The 19,165-nt window shown below is 58.5% G+C and carries 16 protein-coding genes; 13 read left to right on the forward strand and 3 right to left on the reverse strand.

Annotated elements, in window-relative coordinates:
* Positions 1–369: 369 nt before the first annotated feature.
* The 3 genes from DWZ54_RS09375 to DWZ54_RS09385 all read right to left on the reverse strand — a co-directional run bounded on the left by DWZ54_RS09375 (position 370) and on the right by DWZ54_RS09385 (position 3,680).
* Positions 370–1,512, reverse strand: a complete 1,143-nt coding sequence (locus DWZ54_RS09375) for a metallophosphoesterase (protein ID WP_118475809.1) — start codon at positions 1,510–1,512, stop codon at positions 370–372.
* Between the two features lie 142 nt (positions 1,513–1,654).
* A complete protein-coding gene (locus tag DWZ54_RS09380; protein WP_118475811.1) occupies positions 1,655–2,848 on the reverse strand; it encodes a type III PLP-dependent enzyme in 1,194 nt (397 codons plus the stop codon).
* Between the two features lie 286 nt (positions 2,849–3,134).
* Entirely contained in the window at positions 3,135–3,680 is a 546-nt protein-coding gene (locus DWZ54_RS09385) for an NADH peroxidase (RefSeq protein WP_118016351.1), read from the reverse strand.
* A 369-nt stretch (positions 3,681–4,049) separates the two neighbouring features.
* On the opposite strand from DWZ54_RS09385, the gene tsaE reads away from it, so the two are divergent.
* From tsaE to cysD, 13 genes are all read left to right on the forward strand, one after another.
* Positions 4,050–4,532, forward strand: coding sequence for a tRNA (adenosine(37)-N6)-threonylcarbamoyltransferase complex ATPase subunit type 1 TsaE (tsaE, locus tag DWZ54_RS09390; RefSeq protein ID WP_118016350.1), 483 nt, complete (start codon positions 4,050–4,052; stop codon positions 4,530–4,532).
* A complete protein-coding gene (gene tsaB, locus DWZ54_RS09395; RefSeq protein ID WP_118475813.1) occupies positions 4,513–5,223 on the forward strand; it encodes a tRNA (adenosine(37)-N6)-threonylcarbamoyltransferase complex dimerization subunit type 1 TsaB in 711 nt (236 codons plus the stop codon). Before tsaE ends, tsaB begins: the two co-directional genes overlap by 20 nt.
* Positions 5,220–5,675, forward strand: a complete 456-nt coding sequence (gene rimI / locus DWZ54_RS09400) for a ribosomal protein S18-alanine N-acetyltransferase (protein ID WP_118475815.1) — start codon at positions 5,220–5,222, stop codon at positions 5,673–5,675. The genes tsaB and rimI overlap by 4 nt, the downstream gene beginning before the upstream one ends.
* Positions 5,676–5,715: 40 nt before the next feature.
* Positions 5,716–6,738, forward strand: a complete 1,023-nt coding sequence (gene tsaD, locus DWZ54_RS09405; protein ID WP_118475817.1) for a tRNA (adenosine(37)-N6)-threonylcarbamoyltransferase complex transferase subunit TsaD — start codon at positions 5,716–5,718, stop codon at positions 6,736–6,738.
* A gap of 150 nt (positions 6,739–6,888) precedes the next feature.
* Positions 6,889–8,328, forward strand: a complete 1,440-nt coding sequence (locus DWZ54_RS09410; RefSeq protein WP_118475819.1) for a sensor histidine kinase — start codon at positions 6,889–6,891, stop codon at positions 8,326–8,328.
* Positions 8,329–8,378: 50 nt separating this feature from the next.
* The gene (locus tag DWZ54_RS09415; RefSeq protein ID WP_118015262.1) at positions 8,379–8,969 is read left to right on the forward strand and encodes an ANTAR domain-containing response regulator; all 591 of its coding nucleotides are present in this window, start codon (positions 8,379–8,381) and stop codon (positions 8,967–8,969) included.
* Between the two features lie 231 nt (positions 8,970–9,200).
* Complete coding sequence (locus DWZ54_RS09420; protein ID WP_118475821.1) at positions 9,201–11,324, forward strand: BglG family transcription antiterminator; 2,124 nt, start codon at positions 9,201–9,203, stop codon at positions 11,322–11,324.
* Positions 11,325–11,384: 60 nt separating this feature from the next.
* Positions 11,385–13,274, forward strand: a complete 1,890-nt coding sequence (locus DWZ54_RS09425) for a PTS mannitol transporter subunit IICBA (RefSeq protein ID WP_118475823.1) — start codon at positions 11,385–11,387, stop codon at positions 13,272–13,274.
* Positions 13,275–13,345: 71 nt separating this feature from the next.
* Positions 13,346–14,497 carry a mannitol-1-phosphate 5-dehydrogenase gene (locus DWZ54_RS09430; RefSeq protein WP_118475825.1) on the forward strand — a complete coding sequence of 384 codons (1,152 nt, stop codon included), beginning with the start codon at positions 13,346–13,348 and terminating at the stop codon, positions 14,495–14,497.
* A gap of 169 nt (positions 14,498–14,666) precedes the next feature.
* Positions 14,667–16,160 carry a chromate transporter gene (locus DWZ54_RS09435; RefSeq protein WP_158573645.1) on the forward strand — a complete coding sequence of 498 codons (1,494 nt, stop codon included), beginning with the start codon at positions 14,667–14,669 and terminating at the stop codon, positions 16,158–16,160.
* A 67-nt stretch (positions 16,161–16,227) separates the two neighbouring features.
* The gene (locus DWZ54_RS09440) at positions 16,228–17,928 is read left to right on the forward strand and encodes an adenylyl-sulfate reductase subunit alpha (protein ID WP_118475829.1); all 1,701 of its coding nucleotides are present in this window, start codon (positions 16,228–16,230) and stop codon (positions 17,926–17,928) included.
* Entirely contained in the window at positions 17,909–18,223 is a 315-nt protein-coding gene (locus DWZ54_RS09445; protein WP_118015268.1) for a ferredoxin family protein, read from the forward strand. Before DWZ54_RS09440 ends, DWZ54_RS09445 begins: the two co-directional genes overlap by 20 nt.
* Positions 18,224–18,255: 32 nt before the next feature.
* Positions 18,256–19,164, forward strand: coding sequence for a sulfate adenylyltransferase subunit CysD (cysD, locus tag DWZ54_RS09450; protein ID WP_118015269.1), 909 nt, complete (start codon positions 18,256–18,258; stop codon positions 19,162–19,164).
* Position 19,165: the final 1 nt, after the last annotated feature.

The following is a 19,165-nucleotide window of genomic DNA, read 5'->3' on the forward strand; positions in this document are numbered from 1 at the left end:
ATTCCCTCAAGCTCGCGACTTCAGTCGCGGGTAGTTGACCATCCACACGAGAAAGGCAGAGTTCCTTCCGGCCGCAGAACATCCGACTTACGGAAGTCTCGACCTGTGCCTGATTCTCGATGGGAGTCTGAACAAAGCGAAAGAGGAAATCGAGAGCAGGGGCTATCCAGTTGAACTTGGCCCCGTGACACGGTATGGTGCACGCGACGAGATGAGGAGCGTTTATCTCAGAGACCCCGACGGGAATCTGGTCGAGCTGGCAGAATATCCAATTTGAAGCAGGTATTCCGCTGTTGCGTCAGTCCGACATATGCCCACAGGCACAAAAATCCCGGCGCATGAGCAGTACGCCGGGATTTTTGCTGTGTATTATATTGGGGAACCCCCAGTTCTTCTGGTTTGTGCTTGCCGCTTGACGTGGACCAGGACGATTTCGGGGGCGGGGCCCAGGCGGAAGAGCTGTCCCCAGGCGCCGTAGCCGCTGGAGACGATGGCCAGCAGGGAGCCGAAGAAGGCTGCTCCGTAGTCGAGCGCGAAGATGCGCCGGGTGACCATGCGGTTGGGCCAGAACTGGCCGGCGTGGGTATGGCCGGCGAAATAGAGGCTGGCGCCGCGGGAGGCGGCCTGTTCGATGCGCAGGGGTTCATGTTCCATGACGATGTGGAAGTCCTCTTCGTCAAGCTGCGGGAATTCCGCATGCGGGGCAATCATATAGTCTTCCATGCCCGTAAGTGTGACGCCGGCGGCCAGGCGTGCCGTCTGGCCGCGCAGGCAGCGGATGCCGTATGAAAACAAGCGATGCTGTTCTTTCCGGAGATCCAGCCCGTACGTGTCGTGGTTGCCGAAGACGGCGTAGACACCCCATGGGGCCTTGAGGCCATCGAAGCCGGCGAAACTCTTGTCCCAGAGCACGTATTCGAGGTTCCCGTCGATGAGGTCACCGCCGAGCAGTACGAGATCCGGCTGCAGGGCCATGAGATCGTCGCGCAGTTTGCGTGCAAACGGGGCACCGAGTACGGCGCCCAGATGGATGTCGCTCGCAAAGGCCACGGAGAAATCGCGTTCAATCGGCTTTGTCGTCGTCAGCTGCACGCTGTGCACGATGGGATGACGCGCGCGCCGGGCGCCGATGAAGAGCAGCATCAGGATGACCAAGAGCATGCCCCGTCCGTAGAAAACGGCGAAGACGCCATGCCACCAGGCAAGGGTGAGGCCGAAGGGGTGGAGCAGGCAGATGAGCCAGACGATAAACGCCGGCACCAGCAGTATCGTCGCGTAATAGCCGTAGACGAACCAATAACCGCCGATCCTGGCCAGGCATCGCGTCATAACGAGCGGCAGATGGCGGGCGAGGATGTTCGGTACCAGGTAGACAAAGGGCAGCACGAGCATCATCAGCAGCAGCCAGCCGGCAGGTATTGGCAGTGCCCAGCGCAGGAGCAGCCACTGGCCGAGTCCTGAGAGCTCGCCGAATCCCCAGAGAATCCAATAAAATTGATAACGGTGTTTCAAATCATCACCTCAGTTTATTTGCTGCATATTAGATAGAAGAAACCTCCAGAGATCACTTCTCCAGAGGTTTTCTTTTTTGATCTTACGGTATCACGTTTAGCATACTTTGTCTATGGTTTTTCTGATGGACGGATGGTCTGGCTCAAGACAGTGAGACGAGACGTTTTTCTTCTCCCTTGGATTCGCTCTGCCGGCGCTCGGTGAAGAGCTCGTCCTGCTCTTCATAGACGAGGACAGGGGCAAGCGCGAAGCCGTTGAAGCGTGTGGCCGATACCGTCGTATAGGCGCCCATGTCGCTCACGAGCACCTTGTCGCCAATCGCAAGCGTTGGAGCCTGGAAATCGCGGTAGAGCACGTCGATACCGTCACAGCTCGGACCGGCAAATATGGAGGGAACTTTTTTCCCGTGTCCGAAGCAGTGCAGGGGATACGTCCAGTGATCGAAGAGGATGCCCGAGAAAACGCCGTAGATGCCTTCGTCGAGGATGTACCAGGGCGTCTGTCCGCGCCGTTTCGTGCCGATGACTGAGGCGACAAGGTTCATGGCCGTGCCGCAGAGATAACGGCCCGGCTCCGTCCAGACCTGCGTATCCGGGAAGAGGCGGTCAAGCTGGCGGTTGATGGCTTCCATCATCGCGGCGAGGTTGACGGAGAGTCCGTCTGCCGCCGGGATGGGGAAACCGCCGCCGATATCAAGGTCGGTAAGATGCATATGGAGGGCTTCAGCCTCATCGAAAAGACGCCGGGCAACGAGCAGGGCTTCTTCGTAGGCTGCCGTCGAAAGGGACTGACTGCCCACATGAAAGCAGATGCCTGCTGCGTGGAGTCCGGCCCGCTCCGCCGCCTGCAGCAGAGGCAGAGCTTCATGCACGGGTGCGCCGAATTTCGTATTGAGGTCCACAAGTGCTTTCTGGTTGTGGACCTGGATGCGCACGAGTACGTCGGCACCGGGAACGAATTTTGCAAGTTTTGGGATTTCACTGGCATCGTCGAAGGTGAAGCGGCGGATGCCGAGGCGCGCGGCTGTCTCAAGCCCGCGGCGGTCGCGCACGGGGTTCGCGTAAATCATGCGGTCGCCCGTGATGCCGGCGGCTTCGAGCATCTCCATCTCGCCGGCCGAGGCCACATCGAAGTGCGAGCCGAGAGCGGCCAGACGCTTCAGGATGCCGTCGTGCGGATTGGCCTTGACGGCGTAGCAGGTCTTGGCCCTCGGCAGATGCCTGGAGAGTAAGTGGTAATTCTCCTCGACCTTGTCGAGGGAGAGCACCATGAATGGTGTCGGCTGCTTCCTGGCCAATTCGTTCATTTCGTTTTCGTTGAGGATAAAGCTTCTCATAACACAACCCTTCCTGTAGATGAATCTAAAAAAATCTTCTCGTCATAGGCGAAACGGAGCAAACCCCTGCGGCTTGCTCCGTTGCAATTCCTAAAGACAACGTCAGTATAAAACTTTTTACCTGTTTTTTCAATAGGGACAGGATGTTTTTTGAAGTATACATCATATACAGGAAGCAGGAATTTTTATACAACAGGTGTTTTGTATGAAAAAAGAAGACGCCACATCGTGACGTCCTCTTCCGGGATATGTGTATGTCTTTGGATGATTGGTATCCTGTGTTGGATTATTTGCCGAAGTAACGGTCAAACAGGCCCTTGAATGCGCGGCCATGACGAGCTTCGTCCTTTGCCATCTCATGAACCGTGTCATGAACAGCATCGAGGCCAAGCTGTTTTGCGAGCGTTGCGAGCTCTTTCTTGCCAGCGCAAGCGCCGTGCTCTGCATCGATACGCATCGTGAGGTTCTTCTTCGTGCTGTCCGTGAGGACTTCGCCGAGGAGCTCTGCGAACTTGGAAGCATGCTCAGCCTCTTCGAATGCATAGCGCTTGTAAGCCTCAGCAATCTCCGGATAGCCTTCGCGGTCTGCCTGACGGCTCATAGCGAGGTACATGCCGACTTCGGAGCACTCGCCCGTGAAGTTCTGGCGGAGACCCTCGATGATGCGCGGATCAACGTCCTTGGCAACGCCGACGCGATGCTCATCCGCGAACGTCAGCTCACCGCTCTGCTCCACGAACTTGGAAGCCGGTGCATGGCAGATCGGGCACTCAGCCGGAGCTGCTTCGCCTTCATAAACATAACCGCAAACCGTGCAAACAAACTTTTTCATAGTCAAAAACCTCCTAAAATATAGATACACACATGATTACTAGTTAATGGGTACCAGATTCTTTTTTGTTCATCTGGTGTTGCTCACTTGCTATGCTTTGATTATACGGCATAGCGGAGGAAATAGAAATACCGGTATAATGTGATTTAAGAAGATTATATGTAAAATACTCCATTATTCTCTTTAAATCTACACGATACACATTTTATCAAATAAATTATTAACGGATAATAATTATCTAATTTAGAGAGAACGGCAATTGGGACTAGGCTACTTTCCTGTGTCGTGATATAATGATAAATTAGATTCGAATGATTTTTATCATTGAGGTGTTTCGTTCTTTAATAAATAGGAGAGATTATAAGCGACATGTTTACCTGTACTACGAATTCTCCCGAGGAGACTGCCCATTTGGCCGAGCTGGTCGGACAGAAAATCAGGGAGGGGACCGTGCTGGGACTTGAAGGCGACCTTGGCGCCGGCAAGACACTCTTTGTCCAGAGCCTTGCGCATACGCTGGGGGTTGAGGGCGAGGTGACAAGCCCGACGTTCAATCTCATGAATGTATATGAAGGGATTTGCCCCATCTACCATTTCGACCTCTACCGTCTGGAGACGGAGGATGAGCTGGAAGACATCGGTTTCTACGAATATACAGAAGATCCTGAGGGCATCGTGGTCATCGAATGGCCCGATAAATTCCCGCAGTGCATGCCGGAGGATTACGTCGAGGTGCGCATCGAGCGCATGGGGACGGAAAGCACAAAGCGCCGCTTCACGTTCGCCAGCGTGGGAGAGCGCAATCAGGAGTTCATAAAGGAGTTGGAGTCATTTGTCTATCTTAGCCATTGATACGGCGACGCAGGTGTCGAGTGTGGCGGTTGCTTCGGCTGATAAACTGTCGGCCGAACTCACGATGCAGGCACGCCTGACGCATTCCGAGACACTGATGCCGCATATCGAGCAGGTGCTCAGGATGGCCTCGGTCAAGAAGGAAGAGCTCGAGGGCCTGGCTGTCAGCATCGGTCCGGGCTCGTTCACGGGGCTGCGCATCGGCTTGGCAGCGGCCAAGGCCATGGCGTATGCACTCGATCTGCCGATTGTCGGCGTTTCAACTCTCAAGGCACTGGCGTACCATTATCCGGTGCCGGGCGTGCGCATCGTCAGCCTGCTCGATGCTCAGAAGGGCAATGCCTATGTTGAAAGTTACGAATGGGAGAAGGGCGAGCTCGTCACGAAGCAGGACGTCACGGTCCTGCCGGTCAAGGAGATCGTTGCGGCCTGCGGCGAGACGGGAAAACCGACGGTGCTGCTCGGCGACGTGGCGGCCCGCCGCATCCGCGGGCGTATGGAGCTGCCAGCCGGTGTAACCGTTGCGCCGCCGTACCTTGTCATGCCGCGCGCTGCCTGCGTGGCGGCGCTGGGACTGGCGGAGCTTGCCGCCGGCCGCCGCGACAACATCATGGATATGGAGCCCATGTACATCCGCCGCAGTGAGGCGGAGGTCCTCTGGGAGAAGCGTCATCCAGAGGCGGCGAAATGAGTGCGCCGCTTGACTTGCATTTCCGTGAGATGGTGCCGGATGATGCCGATGCCGTGGAGCTTGTCGAGAAGGCCTGCTTTGCCATCCCGTGGTCGCGTGAATCGTTCTGGCGAGAAGCGGCCAATGAGAACACGAGCTATACGCTGGCGCTTGACGGAACCCGCGTCATCGGCTATGCGGGCTGCTGGATCTCGTTTGAGGAGGCCCAGATTACGAATGTGGCCATCCTGCCCGCGTACCGCGGACAGGGGGTGGGCACGCGGCTCATGGCGGCTGTCATCGAGGCGGTCAAGGCGCGCGGTGTTACGGCCATGACGCTCGAGGTGCGCCCGTCGAATGCGCCGGCCCGTGCGCTCTATGCCAGGTATGGCTTTGAGGAGGCCGGCGTGCGGCGCGGCTATTATCATGACAACGGCGAGGATGCCATCATCATGTGGAACACGAAATTGTGATCGCTGTTCTGGCTGAGTGCAGCGATGAGGAGAGATTATTTTGGAAAAGGAAATCCTGACTTTAGGGATCGAGTCGAGCTGCGATGAGACGTCGGCAGCCGTGCTGCGCGGCGGGCGGACCATCCTGTCGAATATCATCTCGACCCAGATTCCCATTCATCAGAAATTTGGCGGCGTCGTGCCGGAAATTGCTTCGCGCAAGCACATCGTCAACATCATGCCGGTCATCGATGAGGCCATCCGGCAGGCGGGCGTGACACTGCGGGATATCGACCAGGTGGCCGTGACGTATGGCCCGGGGCTTGTCGGTGCGCTGCTCGTCGGTGTTTCGGCGGCGAAGTCCCTGGCCTTCGCCCTCGACAAGCCGCTCATCGGCGTCAATCATCTGGAAGGCCATATCTTCGCGAATTTCCTGTCCTCGCCGGAACTCGAGCCGCCGTTCATGGCACTCGTCGTTTCGGGCGGTCATACGGCGCTCGTCGATGTCCGTGACTACAACCGCTTCCATCTGATGGGGCAGACGCGCGACGATGCGGCCGGCGAGGCCTTTGACAAGATTGCCCGCGTCATGGGGCTGCCGTATCCGGGCGGCCCGCGCATCGATGCCCTGGCCAAGGACGGCGATCCGCTGGCCATCGATTTCCCGCGGGCTCTCGAGGAGAAGGGAAATTATGAATTCAGCTTCAGCGGCCTCAAGTCGGCCGTGCTCAACTACATCAACAGTGAGAAGATGAAGGGGCATGAGCTGCGCAAGGCGGATATCGCTGCGTCCTTCCAGCACTCAGTCGTTGAGGTGCTCGTCGGCAAGGCTTTTGCTGCCGTGAAAGAGGCGGGCCGCGATACGCTCGTGCTGGCCGGCGGCGTAGCGGCCAACAGCGGTCTTGAGGCAAGGCTGCGCGAGCGCGCAGCTGCCACGGGCGTGAAATTCCACTACCCGAGCCGCGTCCTCTGCACGGACAATGCGGCGATGATTGCCTGCCGCGGCTACTATCAGGCAAAGAACGGGGAGTTCAGCGATTTGTATCTCAATGCCGTTCCGGGGCTGGGATTGGAAGAAAAATAAATACAGGATGATGGATAAGGTTGCTGGTATCAAGGAAATACTTGATACAGCAACCACTTTTTTTATAAAATTAACATTTTGTTGTTACAAAATTAAACGTTTTCTGCTATACTATAGGACAAATGTTTATGGAATGAAGGGGCGTGTAACATGGAAGATATTGCTTTACTGTGCCGGCGGTATACTATGCTTTCGGTTATGCAGATCAGTCTTTTGATGCGCATGTCGGTGGTTTTTCCGTTTGTGGCCGATCTTGCCCACGGAGAACTCAAGGTCTATGTGCGCGCCAGACAGCAGGATTCGTTCCTGCTCATCGCGCAGGAGCGTCCGCATACCATCTATATGCCGGGCAAGCCGGAAGGCGTGGGCAGGATTGTGCGCTGCATCGAGGAACCCATGGTGGAGGATACCTTCCGCACCGGGCGGCCGGGCCGCGGCAAGCGCGAGTGGAATTACGGCTCGATGATCGACATGTACACGTTTGGCATACACGACGGCGACAAGGTCATCGGTGTGCTGAACTTTGAAGTCGATGCCGACAAGCTCTCGATTGACGGCTACCTGCATCTCCTGGAGGCAGCCGTCATGGTGCTCCAATATGCCAGACGCTCGCTCGACCCCGAGCAGTTTCATCCCATCACGGCGCGCGACGGCATCATCCTGACGGACGCGCACAGCCGCATTGTCTTTGCCGATGCGGCGGCCCAGCGCATCTACCGGGTGCTCGGTGTCGGCAGCCTGCGCGGCTGTCATCTCTTCGACCGGCAGCTCACGCAGCACGTCATGCGCGAGACGGTTGAGCGCGACCGGCCCTGGCAGAAGGAGATTACGGCGGGCGGACTCATCCTCATCCGACGCGAGATTGTCATCCAGGAAGGCGGCGCGACGAAGATGCGCATCGTCATCCTGTCCGATGTGACGGATACGCGGGCCAAGGACAAGGAAATCCGCATCAAGTCCGCCGTCATCCAGGAGATCCACCATCGCGTCAAGAACAATCTGCAGACGATTGCAAGCCTGCTGCGGCTGCAGGCCCGCCGCTCGAAGTCGGAGGACGTCAAGGCCGCGCTGCAGGAGAGCGTCAACCGCATCCTTTCGATTTCCGTCGTTCACGAGTACCTTTCCCAGCAGGGCAGTGAGGATATCGACGTGCAGGAGGTCATGGAGCATATCTTCGAGCTGGCGGCGCGCAACATGACCGACCGCCACTTCACGATCCATACGGAGTTCAAGGGGCCGCGGCTGATCCTGCCCTCGAAGTGTGCGAGCTCGGTGGCGCTCGTCTTGAATGAGCTCGTGCTCAATGCGATGGAACATGCATTCACGGGGCGCACGGAAGGGCTCATCGGCCTTGCTGTCGAGGAGGCGCCGGATCACTGGCAGCTCGACTTTTACGACGACGGCATCGGGCTGCCGGATGATTTTGCCAAGCGGCCGCGCAAGTCTCTGGGACTTTCCATCGTGCGCACGCTCGTGGAGGGGGACCTCGGCGGCACGTTCGTGCTGGAAAATGATGAAAAGGGCAGAGGACATGGCACACATGCCCGGCTTTACCTGCCGAAGGCGCAGCCGAACCCCACTGATGAATGACAGAACGATATAAATAAACAGATACTGATGAATGGACAGGAAGTGTGACAATGGCAAAGCAGGAGAAACTCAGATTCGTCATCGCAGATAATGAATCCATCATTCGCATGGACCTTCGGGAGATGCTGGAAGAGGCCGGTCATGAGGTTGTCGGTGAGGCCATCGACGGGCGCAAGGCCGTGGAACTCACACGTCAGCACCGCCCGGACCTCGTCATCATGGACATCAAGATGCCGCAGATGGACGGCATCACGGCGGCGGGCAAGATCGCCGAGGAGAAGCTGGCACCCGTCCTGCTGCTGACGGCCTTCAGCCAGCCGGAAATCGTCGAGAAGGCCAAGGATTCTGGCGTGCTCGGCTACCTTGTCAAACCCGTGCAGGAAAACAACCTGTTCCCCGCCATCGAAATCGCGCTGTCGCGCTGGCAGGAGATGCAGGGACTCGAACAGGAACTCGCTGGTCTCAGGGACTCGCTGGCCATGCGCAAGACGCTCGACCGCGCCAAGGGCATCCTCATGGCGGCTCACCACCTGTCGGAGCCAGAAGCCTACCGACGCATCCAGCAGTATGCGATGATGAAGCGGCTGACTGTTAAGGAAGTGGCCGAGGCCATCGTCAAGGCGGCCGGTGGCAAAGTTTGACGGCTCTTGCACGCCTGTAAGCACAGCAATACTAAATAAGAAATCCGTTCTGGACATTTTGAACCCCTTGCCAAATAAGGACTTGACAGGGGTTCTTTAATTTTGTCCAAAACGAATTCGGACGAAACGAAATGTCTTTTGATTGTTTCCGGGCGGGGTATCCGCTATAATAAAAGTAACTTAAGTTGAAGGAACCCAAAAGGCTTCCCAGTGTACATAGGAGGCTGCAACATGAAGACAAGTGCTCGCACCATCGCCATCATCCAGTGCCTGCTGGCAGGCGGCGATACGGTGACAGCCGGAACGATTGCCAAAGAGCTCGGCGTCAGCAGCAAGACGATTTCGCGCGAGCTCCCGAAAGTGGAGATGATGCTCAAGGCATATGGCCTGGAACTCGTGCGCAAGACGGGGGCGGGGCTCAGGATTGCAGGTAATGACGCTCAGCTTGAAGAGCTTCGTCAGAATGCCATGCAGACGGAGTTTTCCGCCTACACGCCGCAGCAGCGGCAGATCATCCTGGCCGGTCAGCTCCTGCGGACGACGGAGCCCATCAAGCTCTTCGCGCTCGCGAATATGCTGCGCGTGACGGACGGCACCGTCAGCCATGATCTCGACAAGCTCGAGTCATGGTTTCAGGAACGCCACCTGCTGCTCGTCAGGCGCCCGGGACTCGGGGCCTACGTCAAGGGCAGCGAACAGGATATCCGCCGTGCACTCGTCGAACTCATCTATGCGAATCTCAATGAGGAACAGCTGTTGTGCCTTGTGCACGATCAGCTGCAGGGCGGTGAGAAGGGAAGCGCGGCCGACCAGTATCTGCTGAATCTCGTGGATGAACACATCGTTCACGAATTGGAAACGATGGTTCACGAGATGGAAAGTGGCCTGCCGCATCACCTTTCCGACACGGCGTTCATCGGCCTCGTCGTTCATCTGTCGCTCGCTGTTCAGCGCATGCGCAAGCAGGAAGACATCCACATCGATGCCGAAACGCTTGCCGCCCTGCGCGGACGGCGGGAATACCAGGTGGCGACGGAGCTCTCCCGGCGCATGGCCCTGCGGTTTGACATCACGGTCCCCGAAGATGAGATCGGCTACATCACGATGCATCTCCTGGGGGCGCGGAGCCTTTACCGCACGGACGACGACCACATGACTTCGGTGGTCGACAATTTTCATCTCGTGCGCATGGCGCGCTCCATCATGAAGCGCGCAGAGCAGGAGACGGGCAGCAGGCTTCTTGGCAACAAGGAACTGCTGCTGGGGCTCGTCAATCATCTGGGTCCGTCCATCAGCCGTCTGCGCATGCACATGGATATCCGGAATCCGCTGTTGAAGGAGATGCGCACGACGTATCCACAGTACATGGAGCTCGCACGCAAATCCGTCGAGCCGCTCGAAGAGGAACTCGGAGAGAAGCTGCCGGATGCGGAAATTGCCTACATTGCAATGCATCTCGGCGCGGCTCTCACGGAACATCACGCCGTGACGCCGCAGCGCCTGCGCGTCATCGTGGCCTGCCAGACCGGCATGGGCACGAGCCGCATGCTGGCGAGCGGCCTCAAGCAGTCATACGACGAGCTTGAGATTGTCGACCTCGTCTCTGCGCTGCAGATCAATGCGGAATACGCCAGGAGCCATCACGCAGACTTCGTCATCTCGACGGTGCCGATCCCGTGGTCGCCGTTGCCGGTCGTCGTCACGACGCCGCTGCTCGACAAGGCGGACAAGCGCCGCATCGATGAAGAAATCCTGCATCAGCAGAAGAAGGCCGTCCGCCTGCGCGAGGCACTGCCGCAGAAGAAAGCCGTGCCGTTCCCCGAGGCCTTGCGCCAGATGGCTGCCTACACAAAGGCTATCCAGGAACTCCTGCAGAATTTCTTCAGTCGGGCGATTGAGGAAAAGATGCCGGCCATCCAGGATATCTGCCGCGCTGCCGCCTGTGCGGCCAGTGAGGAGCCCGAGGCCCGGGCAGGCATCGCTTCGGCGCTGCTCGCCCGCGAGGCGGAGGGCGAGACCATCCTGCGCGGCAACGCCATGGTCCTGCTGCACGCACGCACGCACTTTGCACCGTCGCTGCTCTTCGGCATCCTGCATCTGCGGGTGCCGGTGCAGTACCCGGCGAAGGACGGTGAGCTCGTCCGCACGGCCATCGTCATGCTGGGTCCTGAGGACAGCAGCCGCGAGGCGCTTGAAACCATCGGTGCCGTATCCGCGGCACTGCTCGAACGCTGGGGACTCATCGAAATCCTCAACGAGGGCAATCCCCACGATATCTACCAGGAGCTCGAAACCATCTTCAAGGACTTTTATCAAAAGAAATACCAGGAGCTCCTCGGCACTCAGAATGCTTAGGTTTTATATTTTATATTTGATGTGTTGTCATAATAGGTACTTGTATGGAAGGAGATTCTTATGAGCAATCAAAACAAAGAAGGCGCTCAGGAAGCCATGCAGAAGTTTGGCCGCTTCCTCTCCGGCATGGTCCTGCCGAACATTGGCGCATTCATCGCATGGGGCCTCTTGACGGCCCTGTTCATTCCGACAGGCTGGTGTCCGAACGAATACCTCGCACAGGTCGGTGCGCCGATGAGCAAATGGCTCATCCCGCTGCTGCTCGGCTATAGCGGCGGTGCTGCCATCTACGGCCATCGCGGCGGTGTCCTCGGTGCCATCGCGACGTCCGGCGTCATCGCTGGTTCCGACATCCCGATGTTCCTCGGCGCCATGATCATGGGTCCGCTCGGCGGCTGGGTCATCAAGAAGTTCGATAAGGCCATCGAAGACCATATTCCGACGGGCTTCGAGATGCTCATCAACAACTTCTCGGCCGGCATCATCGGCGGTATCCTCGCCATCCTGGCCTTTGCGGCCATCGGCCCGGTTGTCCTCGCAGCCAACGCAGTCCTGCGTGCCGGTGTCGAAGGCATCGTCGCTATGGGCCTCTTGCCGCTCGCTTCCATCATCATCGAGCCGGCAAAGGTCCTCTTCCTCAACAACGCCATCAACCACGGCGTCCTTTCCCCGCTGGGCATCCAGCAGGCTGAGCAGTACGGCAAATCGATGTTCTTCCTGCTCGAGGCAAACCCGGGCCCTGGCTTCGGTGTCCTGCTCGCTTACTGGTTCTTCGGCAAAGGCATGGCCAAGGAGTCCACGCCTGGTGCCATGATCATTCATGTACTCGGTGGTATTCACGAAATCTATTTCCCGTACATCCTCATGAAGCCGATCCTCGTTCTCGCCGTCATCGCCGGCGGCATGAGCGGCGTCTTCACGCTGAACCTCCTGGGCGGCGGCCTCATTGCTCCGGCTTCCCCGGGCTCCATTCTCGCCGTGCTCGCCATGACGCCGAAAGGCGCGTTCCTCGCGAACATCGCGGATTTCCTCGTCGCCACTGCTGTTTCCTGTGCCGTTGCTTCCATCTTCATCAAGGGTTCGCACGATGATGGCAACGATGAATCCCTCGAAGCTGCCCGCGAATCCATGGTCGAGATGAAGAATCGCGGCAAGGATCTGCCAGCTGACGAAAAGAAGGTCTCCGGTGCAGAACTCAAACGCATCGTCTATGCCTGCGACGCCGGCATGGGCTCCTCGGCTCTCGGCGCTGCTGCCCTGCGCAAGAAGCTCAAGAAAGACGGTTACACGGATATCTCGGTCACGAACTGCGCCATCGGCAACATCCCGAAGGATGCCCAGCTCGTCGTTTCCCATGAGAAGCTCGCGGAGCGCGCGCTCGAAGACAGCCCGCAGGCCGAGCACATCTGGGTCAAGGATTTCACGCAGAACAACGTCTATGATATCGTATCGGCCCGCCTCAAGGGTGAAGGCGTCGCGAAGAGCGATGCGCCGGCTGCAGAGGAAACGCTCAAGGAAGGCATCCTGACGAAAGAAAACGTCAAGGTCGGCCTCAAGAGCGTATCCAAGGAAGAAGCCATCAAGACGGCTGGCGAGCTGCTCGTCAAGGGCGGCTATGTCGATACGCCGTACATCCAGGGCATGCTGAACCGCGAGAAGGATATCACGACCTACATCGGCAAGGGCATTGCCATCCCGCATGGCGAGAATGCCGTCAAGGACAGCGTCAAGAAGTCCGGCATCGTCGTCCTGCAGTATCCGGAAGGTGTTCAGTTCGGCGATGACAAAGCATACCTCATCATCGGCATTGCAGGCCGTGGCAATGACCATCTGGCCATCCTCGCCAACCTCGCCACGACGATGGATGAGTACAGCGATGAACAGCTGCATGAACTCTACACGACGAAGGACCCGAACGTCCTTTACAACGTATTCACGAAGGTTGATTGAGACATTCACGCAGGTTCCCGGCCGGCTCTTCCGGCCGGTGGCCCGTGTGAGATATAGGAGGACTCAGAATCATGAAACAGGCAATTCATTTTGGTGCAGGCAATATCGGCCGCGGTTTTATCGGTGAGCTGCTCGTCCAGTCCGGCTATGAAGTGACGTTTGTCGACGTCAATGAAGAGCTGGTTGAGACGATCAACGCCAAGAAAGCCTACAACATCCAGATCGTAGGCGATGAGCCGCAGACGATCCATGTCGAGCATGTCAAGGCCATCAACAGCAATACGAACCTTGAGGATCTGCTCGCAGCCATCGTGCATGCCGATATCGTCACGACGGCCATCGGACCGAACATCCTGAAGTTTATCGCACCGAATATTGCCAAGGGCCTTGAGCGTCGCGTCAAGGAGAATACGACGCCGCTCAATATCATCGCCTGCGAGAACATGGTCGGCGGTTCGACGGTGCTCAAGAATTTCGTCTACGAGCATCTCTCGGGCGAGGCCAAGCCGCTTGTCGACAAGTACATCGGCTTCCCGGATGCTGCCGTTGACCGCATCGTGCCGCTGCAGCACAACGAAGAGCCGCTGCTCGTACAGGTTGAGCCGTACTGTGAGTGGGACGTCAACCGCACGCAGGCCAAGGGCGAAGTTCCGGAAATCAAAGGCCTGACCTGGGTCGACAACCTGCAGGCTTACATCGAGCGCAAGCTCTTCACGGTCAATACGGGTCATGCTTCCATCGCTTATCTCGCGTACCAGAAGGGCATCAAGGACATCTACAGTGCCATGCAGGATCCGGAAATCGTCGCTTTTGTCCGCAAGGTCTGGGGTGAGACGGGCAGCATGCTCATCGAGAAATATGGTTTCGATCCGGCTGCCCATCAGAAATACATCGAGACGACGGAAAAACGCTTCGCAAACCCGCATCTTTCCGATGAGGTCACGCGCGTGGCCCGCGGCCCGAAACGCAAACTCGGTGCCAAGGACCGCCTCGTGAGCCCGGCCACGCAGCTCATCGCACAGGGCAAGACGCCGGCAGCGCTCGCAAAGGTCATCGCCGCCGCCTTGCACTTTGATTATGAGGGCGATAAGGAAGCCGTCGAGGTACAGGCTTATGTCAAGGAGCATGGCTATGAAGAGGCTCTGACGCACTTCACGGGCATCGAAAAAGGCAGCAAGCTCTACGACCTCGTAGAGGCAGAGCTCAAGGCTTACGAAAAGTAATATTTACATATTGACAAACTATGTTATTTCGTTTATGATAAATACATCGTTTGAAAAGAACTGACCAATGCATGGAGGTTCTAAGATCACAGGGATGAACTGTGGTCTTAGGACCTCCTTTTTTATGTCAGATGCTGGTCGCTTGATTTTCTTGGAAAGGGTGAGGGCAGTGGAGCAGATTTTCCTGCAGGCAGGACAGGCCGTGCAAGGTGTGCGCCATGAATACGGCAGGCTCGTGCGTCTGGCCGGCAGCATGCTGCGCATCGGAGCCATCGGCTTTGGCGGCGGCAATGCGCTGATTCCCGTCATTGAGGCGGAGGTCGTGCAGCGCGGGCGGCTTGTGTCGAAGCGCGACTACGAAGAAGACGTGATTGCAGCCTGCATCACGCCGGGCGCACTGCCCGTTGAGATCGCGGCCGGCATCGGTCAAAGGATCGGCGGTTTCCCGGGTATGCTGCTCGCCGCCTCGATGATGGCCCTGCCGGGCGCCCTGCTGACGGTACTGATCCTCTCGGTCCTGACCGGCGAGCAGGGAGCGGCCATCTCGGGTATCCGCTACGTATCGGTTGGCCTCGGCGCCTTCATCATCAGCCTGCTCGTGGCCTATGTTCTCAAATCGCTCGCAGCTGCCGAGCAGGCGGGCGGTGAGATTTTCCGCGCGATGTGCCTCGTTATGGCGGCGGTGTTCCTGCTCTCCTCGGAGAAGAATCTCTACGCATTGCTCGGTCTGCCAATCGCGCCCATCTTCAATCTGTCGGTGCTGTCGGTTCTGGGCCTGGCGTTCTTCCTGATTTCCTTCCTTGGCAGCGGCTTTTCGCGGGGCAGGGGGGTGACGGCTGGGCTTGTCACCATGCTCTATCTCCTGAGCGGCAGCCATATGGAGCTGTTTGCCTCACCCTTCCTGGAGCACCTTGCCATTTTCCTGATGGCGGTACTCGGTCTGCGGGGCCTGCTGCAGAGCTTTCGCGCCGGCGGCGAGAAAATTGACAGCCGGAAATTCTGGGCGGAGACGCTGCGGGAAATCGTGATCTGGCTTTTCTTCGCGGCCATGCTTTCCGTGCCGGCCCTGATGCTCGTGCCGGACAGCCTCACGTATCTCGGGCAAGGCTTTCTTTCCTCACTGCTTTCGTTTGGTGGCGGCGATGCCTATCTGACGATTGCCGATGGCATTTTCGTGCAGGGCGGCACGACGGAGGCGCCCGATTTTTACGGGCAGCTCGTGCCCGTGGCCAATGCGCTGCCGGGCTCCATTCTCTGCAAGATCCTGACGGGCATCGGGTATCTTGCGGGTATGCGCTGGAGCGGCATCATGGGCGGCTTTTTGCTGGCGCTGGCCGGCTTTGCCGTGAGCGTGGCAGCCTCGGGCCTGATCTTCGGCCTGGCCGCGCGTCTCTTGCGCACGTTCCACGATGTGCCCGTCTTCCGTCAGATCAGCCTCTGGGTGCGGCCCATCATCAGCGGCCTGCTCCTGAATGTGGCACTCTCGATGCTGCGCACGAATCTTGCGGCAGGCAGCAGCCTTTCCCTCTCTTCGGGACTCGTGCTGCTCTTTACCCTCGTTCTTGCTGCGATTTGCCTCTATGCCATCCATTACCGCCGCTCGTCGCTGGCCCTGCCCATGGCTCTTGCCGCCGGCAGCGGCCTGGTACTGGCCCTGATTTGATTCAGGCCCTGCGAAAGCGGCAGGCATCGCAACAATGTGTTGAAACTGGATTTTAGGAGAGATGTTCATGGAACCTGTACAGATGGAGAGGCGGCGCCTTACGGCCGATGTCCTCATTATCGGCGGCGGTACGGCGGGCTGCTATGCGGCCATGCAGCTCGGCAGGAAGCCGGAGCTTGCCGTGCTCGTTGCCGAAAAGGCCAATATCGAGCGCAGCGGCTGCCTGGCTGCCGGCGTCAATGCCCTCAATGCCTATATATCGGGCGGTCATACGCCGGCGGATTACGTCGAGTATGCGCGTCGGGATGCGGAAGGCATCATCCGCGACGATCTCATGCTGACGCTGGCGGAAGATGTCAATGCGGTCACGGAGGATCTCGAGCGGCTGGGTCTCGTCATCCTGAAGGATGCGGAAGGCCGCTACGTGACGCGCGGCTGGCGCAACGTCAAGATCAACGGTGAGAACATCAAGCCGCTGCTTGCCGGGGAGGTGCGCAGGCAGAAAAATGTGACGGTCCTCAACCATGTGAATATCACGGACCTCAAGGTCCAGCAGGACACGGCGGGAAAGCGCCGCGTCACGGGGGCCTGGGGCTTTTCCGTGCGGGAGCCCGTGGCCTATGAGATCACGGCACGCGCCGTGCTCGTGGCGACGGGCGGTGCCGCCGGGCTTTACCGGCCGAACAATCCGGGCTTCTCACGCCACAAGATGTGGTATCCGCCGTTCAACACCGGTGCGGGCTTTGCGATGGGCATCCGGGCCGGGGCCGAGATGACAACCTTTGAGCATCGCTTCGTGGCGCTGCGCTGCAAGGATACGATTGCGCCGACCGGCACGATTGCGCAGGGCGTCGGCGCGAAGCAGGTCAATGCCAGGGGCGAGATCTACGAGACGAAATACGGCCTGACGACACCGGAGCGCATCTACGGCACGGTCGAGGAGAACCGCAGGGGCAACGGCCCGTGCTACCTCGATACGCGTCACATCAGCGACGAGCAGCAGCAGGACCTCTACCATGCGTATCTCAACATGGCACCGGCGCAGACGCTCAAATGGGTGGAAAACGGCAGGGGGCCGAAGGAGCAGCCCGTCGAGGTTGAGGGCACGGAGCCTTATCTCGTGGGCGGTCACACGGCCAGCGGCTACTGGGTTGATACGGGCCGCGCGAGCACGATTCCGGGCCTCTTCGCCGCGGGCGATGTGGCGGGCGGCGCGCCGCAGAAATACGTGACGGGGGCGCTGGCCGAGGGCCGCATCGCCGCACAGTCCATCGCCGCGTATCTCGCGGAGGCAGAGGCGCTGATACAGGCAGAAGGCCCTGACCGCACGGCGGAGTACGAGCAGTATTTTCGGCAGGCAGCGGGCAGTCTCACGTCACTGCAGCTTGAAGAAGCGATGCAGAAAATCATGGATGAATACGCCGGCGGCATCCGCACGGATTACCGCTACAACGAGAGCCGCCTGCAGCTGGCAGCAGAGAAAATCCGTCATCTCGAGACGCTGCTGCCGGCCCTGCATGCCGACGACATGTACGAGCTCATGAAGATTTATGAGCTGCGCGAGCGGCTGACAGTCTGCCGGGCCCTCATCGCGCATCTGCTCGCACGCAGGGAAACGCGCTGGCATACGTTCGGCGAGAATGCCGATCATCCGGAGCAGTCGCCTAACGGGCTCTGCTACGTCAATTCGAGGTGGAAGGACAGAGATTTTGAGATCCTGTACCGGCCGCTGGTCAAGGGAGGTCATTATGAGCATACGCATCCATGAAGAACGCTGCATCGGCTGCGGCCGCTGCACGGAGGCCTGCCCCGGCAATCTGCTGCGGCTCTCGTCAAATGGCAAGGCGGAAATCCGCGCAGTGGAGGACTGCTGGGGCTGTACGGCCTGCATGAAGGAATGTCCCGTGAGTGCCATCGGCTACTTCCTGGGCGCGGACATCGGCGGCAGCGGCGGCACGCTGCGCATCGAGCGCGAGGGGCATTTTTACCACTGGCGCATCGAGCAGCCCGGCAGGGCCGATACCGTCATCACCATCGACCGGCAGAATGCCAACCGGTACTGAAGCGATTACAGAATCAATAAGGAGTCATTCATATGGGAAAATTATCGCACCTCGATGCCCTGGAGGCCGAGGCCATTTACATCATCCGCGAGGTGGCGGCCGAATGTGAGAAGCCGGTGATGCTTTATTCCATCGGCAAGGACAGCACGGTCATGATGCATCTCGCACTCAAAGCCTTTTATCCGGAGAAACCGCCCTTCCCGTTCCTGCATATCAACACGACCTGGAAATTCCACGAGATGATCGCCTTCCGCGATGCGCAGGCCAGGGAATACGGCCTCGAGATGATCGAGTACAAGAATGAAGAGGGCCTGAAGGCCGGCGTCAATCCCTTCGATTACGGTGCTTCGTATACGGATATCATGAAGACGCAGGCACTCAAGCAGGCACTGACGAAATACGGTTTCACGGCCGCGTTTGGCGGCGGCCGCCGCGACGAGGAGAAGTCCCGCGCGAAGGAACGCGTCTTCTCGTTCCGCAACGCGGCACAGGCCTGGGACCCGAAGAACCAGCGCCCCGAGATGTGGAAGCTCTACAATGCCGAGATCAAAAAGGGCGAGAGCATCCGCGTGTTCCCGCTTTCCAACTGGACGGAGAAGGATATCTGGCAGTATATCCGCCGCGAGAAGCTCGACATCGTTTCGCTGTATTTTGCCAAGGAACGCCCGGTCATCGAGCGCGACGGGAATCTCATCATGATTGACGACGACCGCATCGTTGAGAAGCTCGGCCTCAAGCCGGAGGACATCCAGCACAAGAAGGTGCGCTTCCGCACGCTCGGCTGCTATCCGCTGACGGGCGCCGTCGAATCGGAAGCCGATACGCTCGACGCGATTGTCGAGGAAACGCTCGGCGCCGTCGAATCGGAGCGCACGAGCCGCGTCATCGATCATGAGGGAGCCGGCAGCATGGAGCGCCGGAAACGGGAGGGTTATTTCTGAT

The sequence above is a fragment of the Mitsuokella sp. AF33-22 genome, assembly GCF_003475755.1.
In the GTDB taxonomy this organism is placed as follows: Bacteria; Bacillota; Negativicutes; order Selenomonadales; family Selenomonadaceae; genus Mitsuokella.

Bases quoted from the DNA above. Each gene is read 5' to 3' on its own strand.
- DWZ54_RS09380 (WP_118475811.1), bottom strand. From the start codon at position 2,848: ATGAGAAGCTTTATCCTCAACGAAAACGAAATGAACGAATTGGCCAGG.
- DWZ54_RS09385 (WP_118016351.1), bottom strand. From the start codon at position 3,680: ATGAAAAAGTTTGTTTGCACGGTTTGCGGTTATGTTTATGAAGGCGAA.
- tsaE (WP_118016350.1), top strand. From the start codon at position 4,050: ATGTTTACCTGTACTACGAATTCTCCCGAGGAGACTGCCCATTTGGCC.
- rimI (WP_118475815.1), top strand. From the start codon at position 5,220: ATGAGTGCGCCGCTTGACTTGCATTTCCGTGAGATGGTGCCGGATGAT.
- DWZ54_RS09410 (WP_118475819.1), top strand. From the start codon at position 6,889: ATGGAAGATATTGCTTTACTGTGCCGGCGGTATACTATGCTTTCGGTT.
- DWZ54_RS09415 (WP_118015262.1), top strand. From the start codon at position 8,379: ATGGCAAAGCAGGAGAAACTCAGATTCGTCATCGCAGATAATGAATCC.
- DWZ54_RS09420 (WP_118475821.1), top strand. From the start codon at position 9,201: ATGAAGACAAGTGCTCGCACCATCGCCATCATCCAGTGCCTGCTGGCA.
- DWZ54_RS09425 (WP_118475823.1), top strand. From the start codon at position 11,385: ATGAGCAATCAAAACAAAGAAGGCGCTCAGGAAGCCATGCAGAAGTTT.
- DWZ54_RS09430 (WP_118475825.1), top strand. From the start codon at position 13,346: ATGAAACAGGCAATTCATTTTGGTGCAGGCAATATCGGCCGCGGTTTT.
- DWZ54_RS09440 (WP_118475829.1), top strand. From the start codon at position 16,228: ATGGAACCTGTACAGATGGAGAGGCGGCGCCTTACGGCCGATGTCCTC.
- DWZ54_RS09445 (WP_118015268.1), top strand. From the start codon at position 17,909: ATGAGCATACGCATCCATGAAGAACGCTGCATCGGCTGCGGCCGCTGC.
- cysD (WP_118015269.1), top strand. From the start codon at position 18,256: ATGGGAAAATTATCGCACCTCGATGCCCTGGAGGCCGAGGCCATTTAC.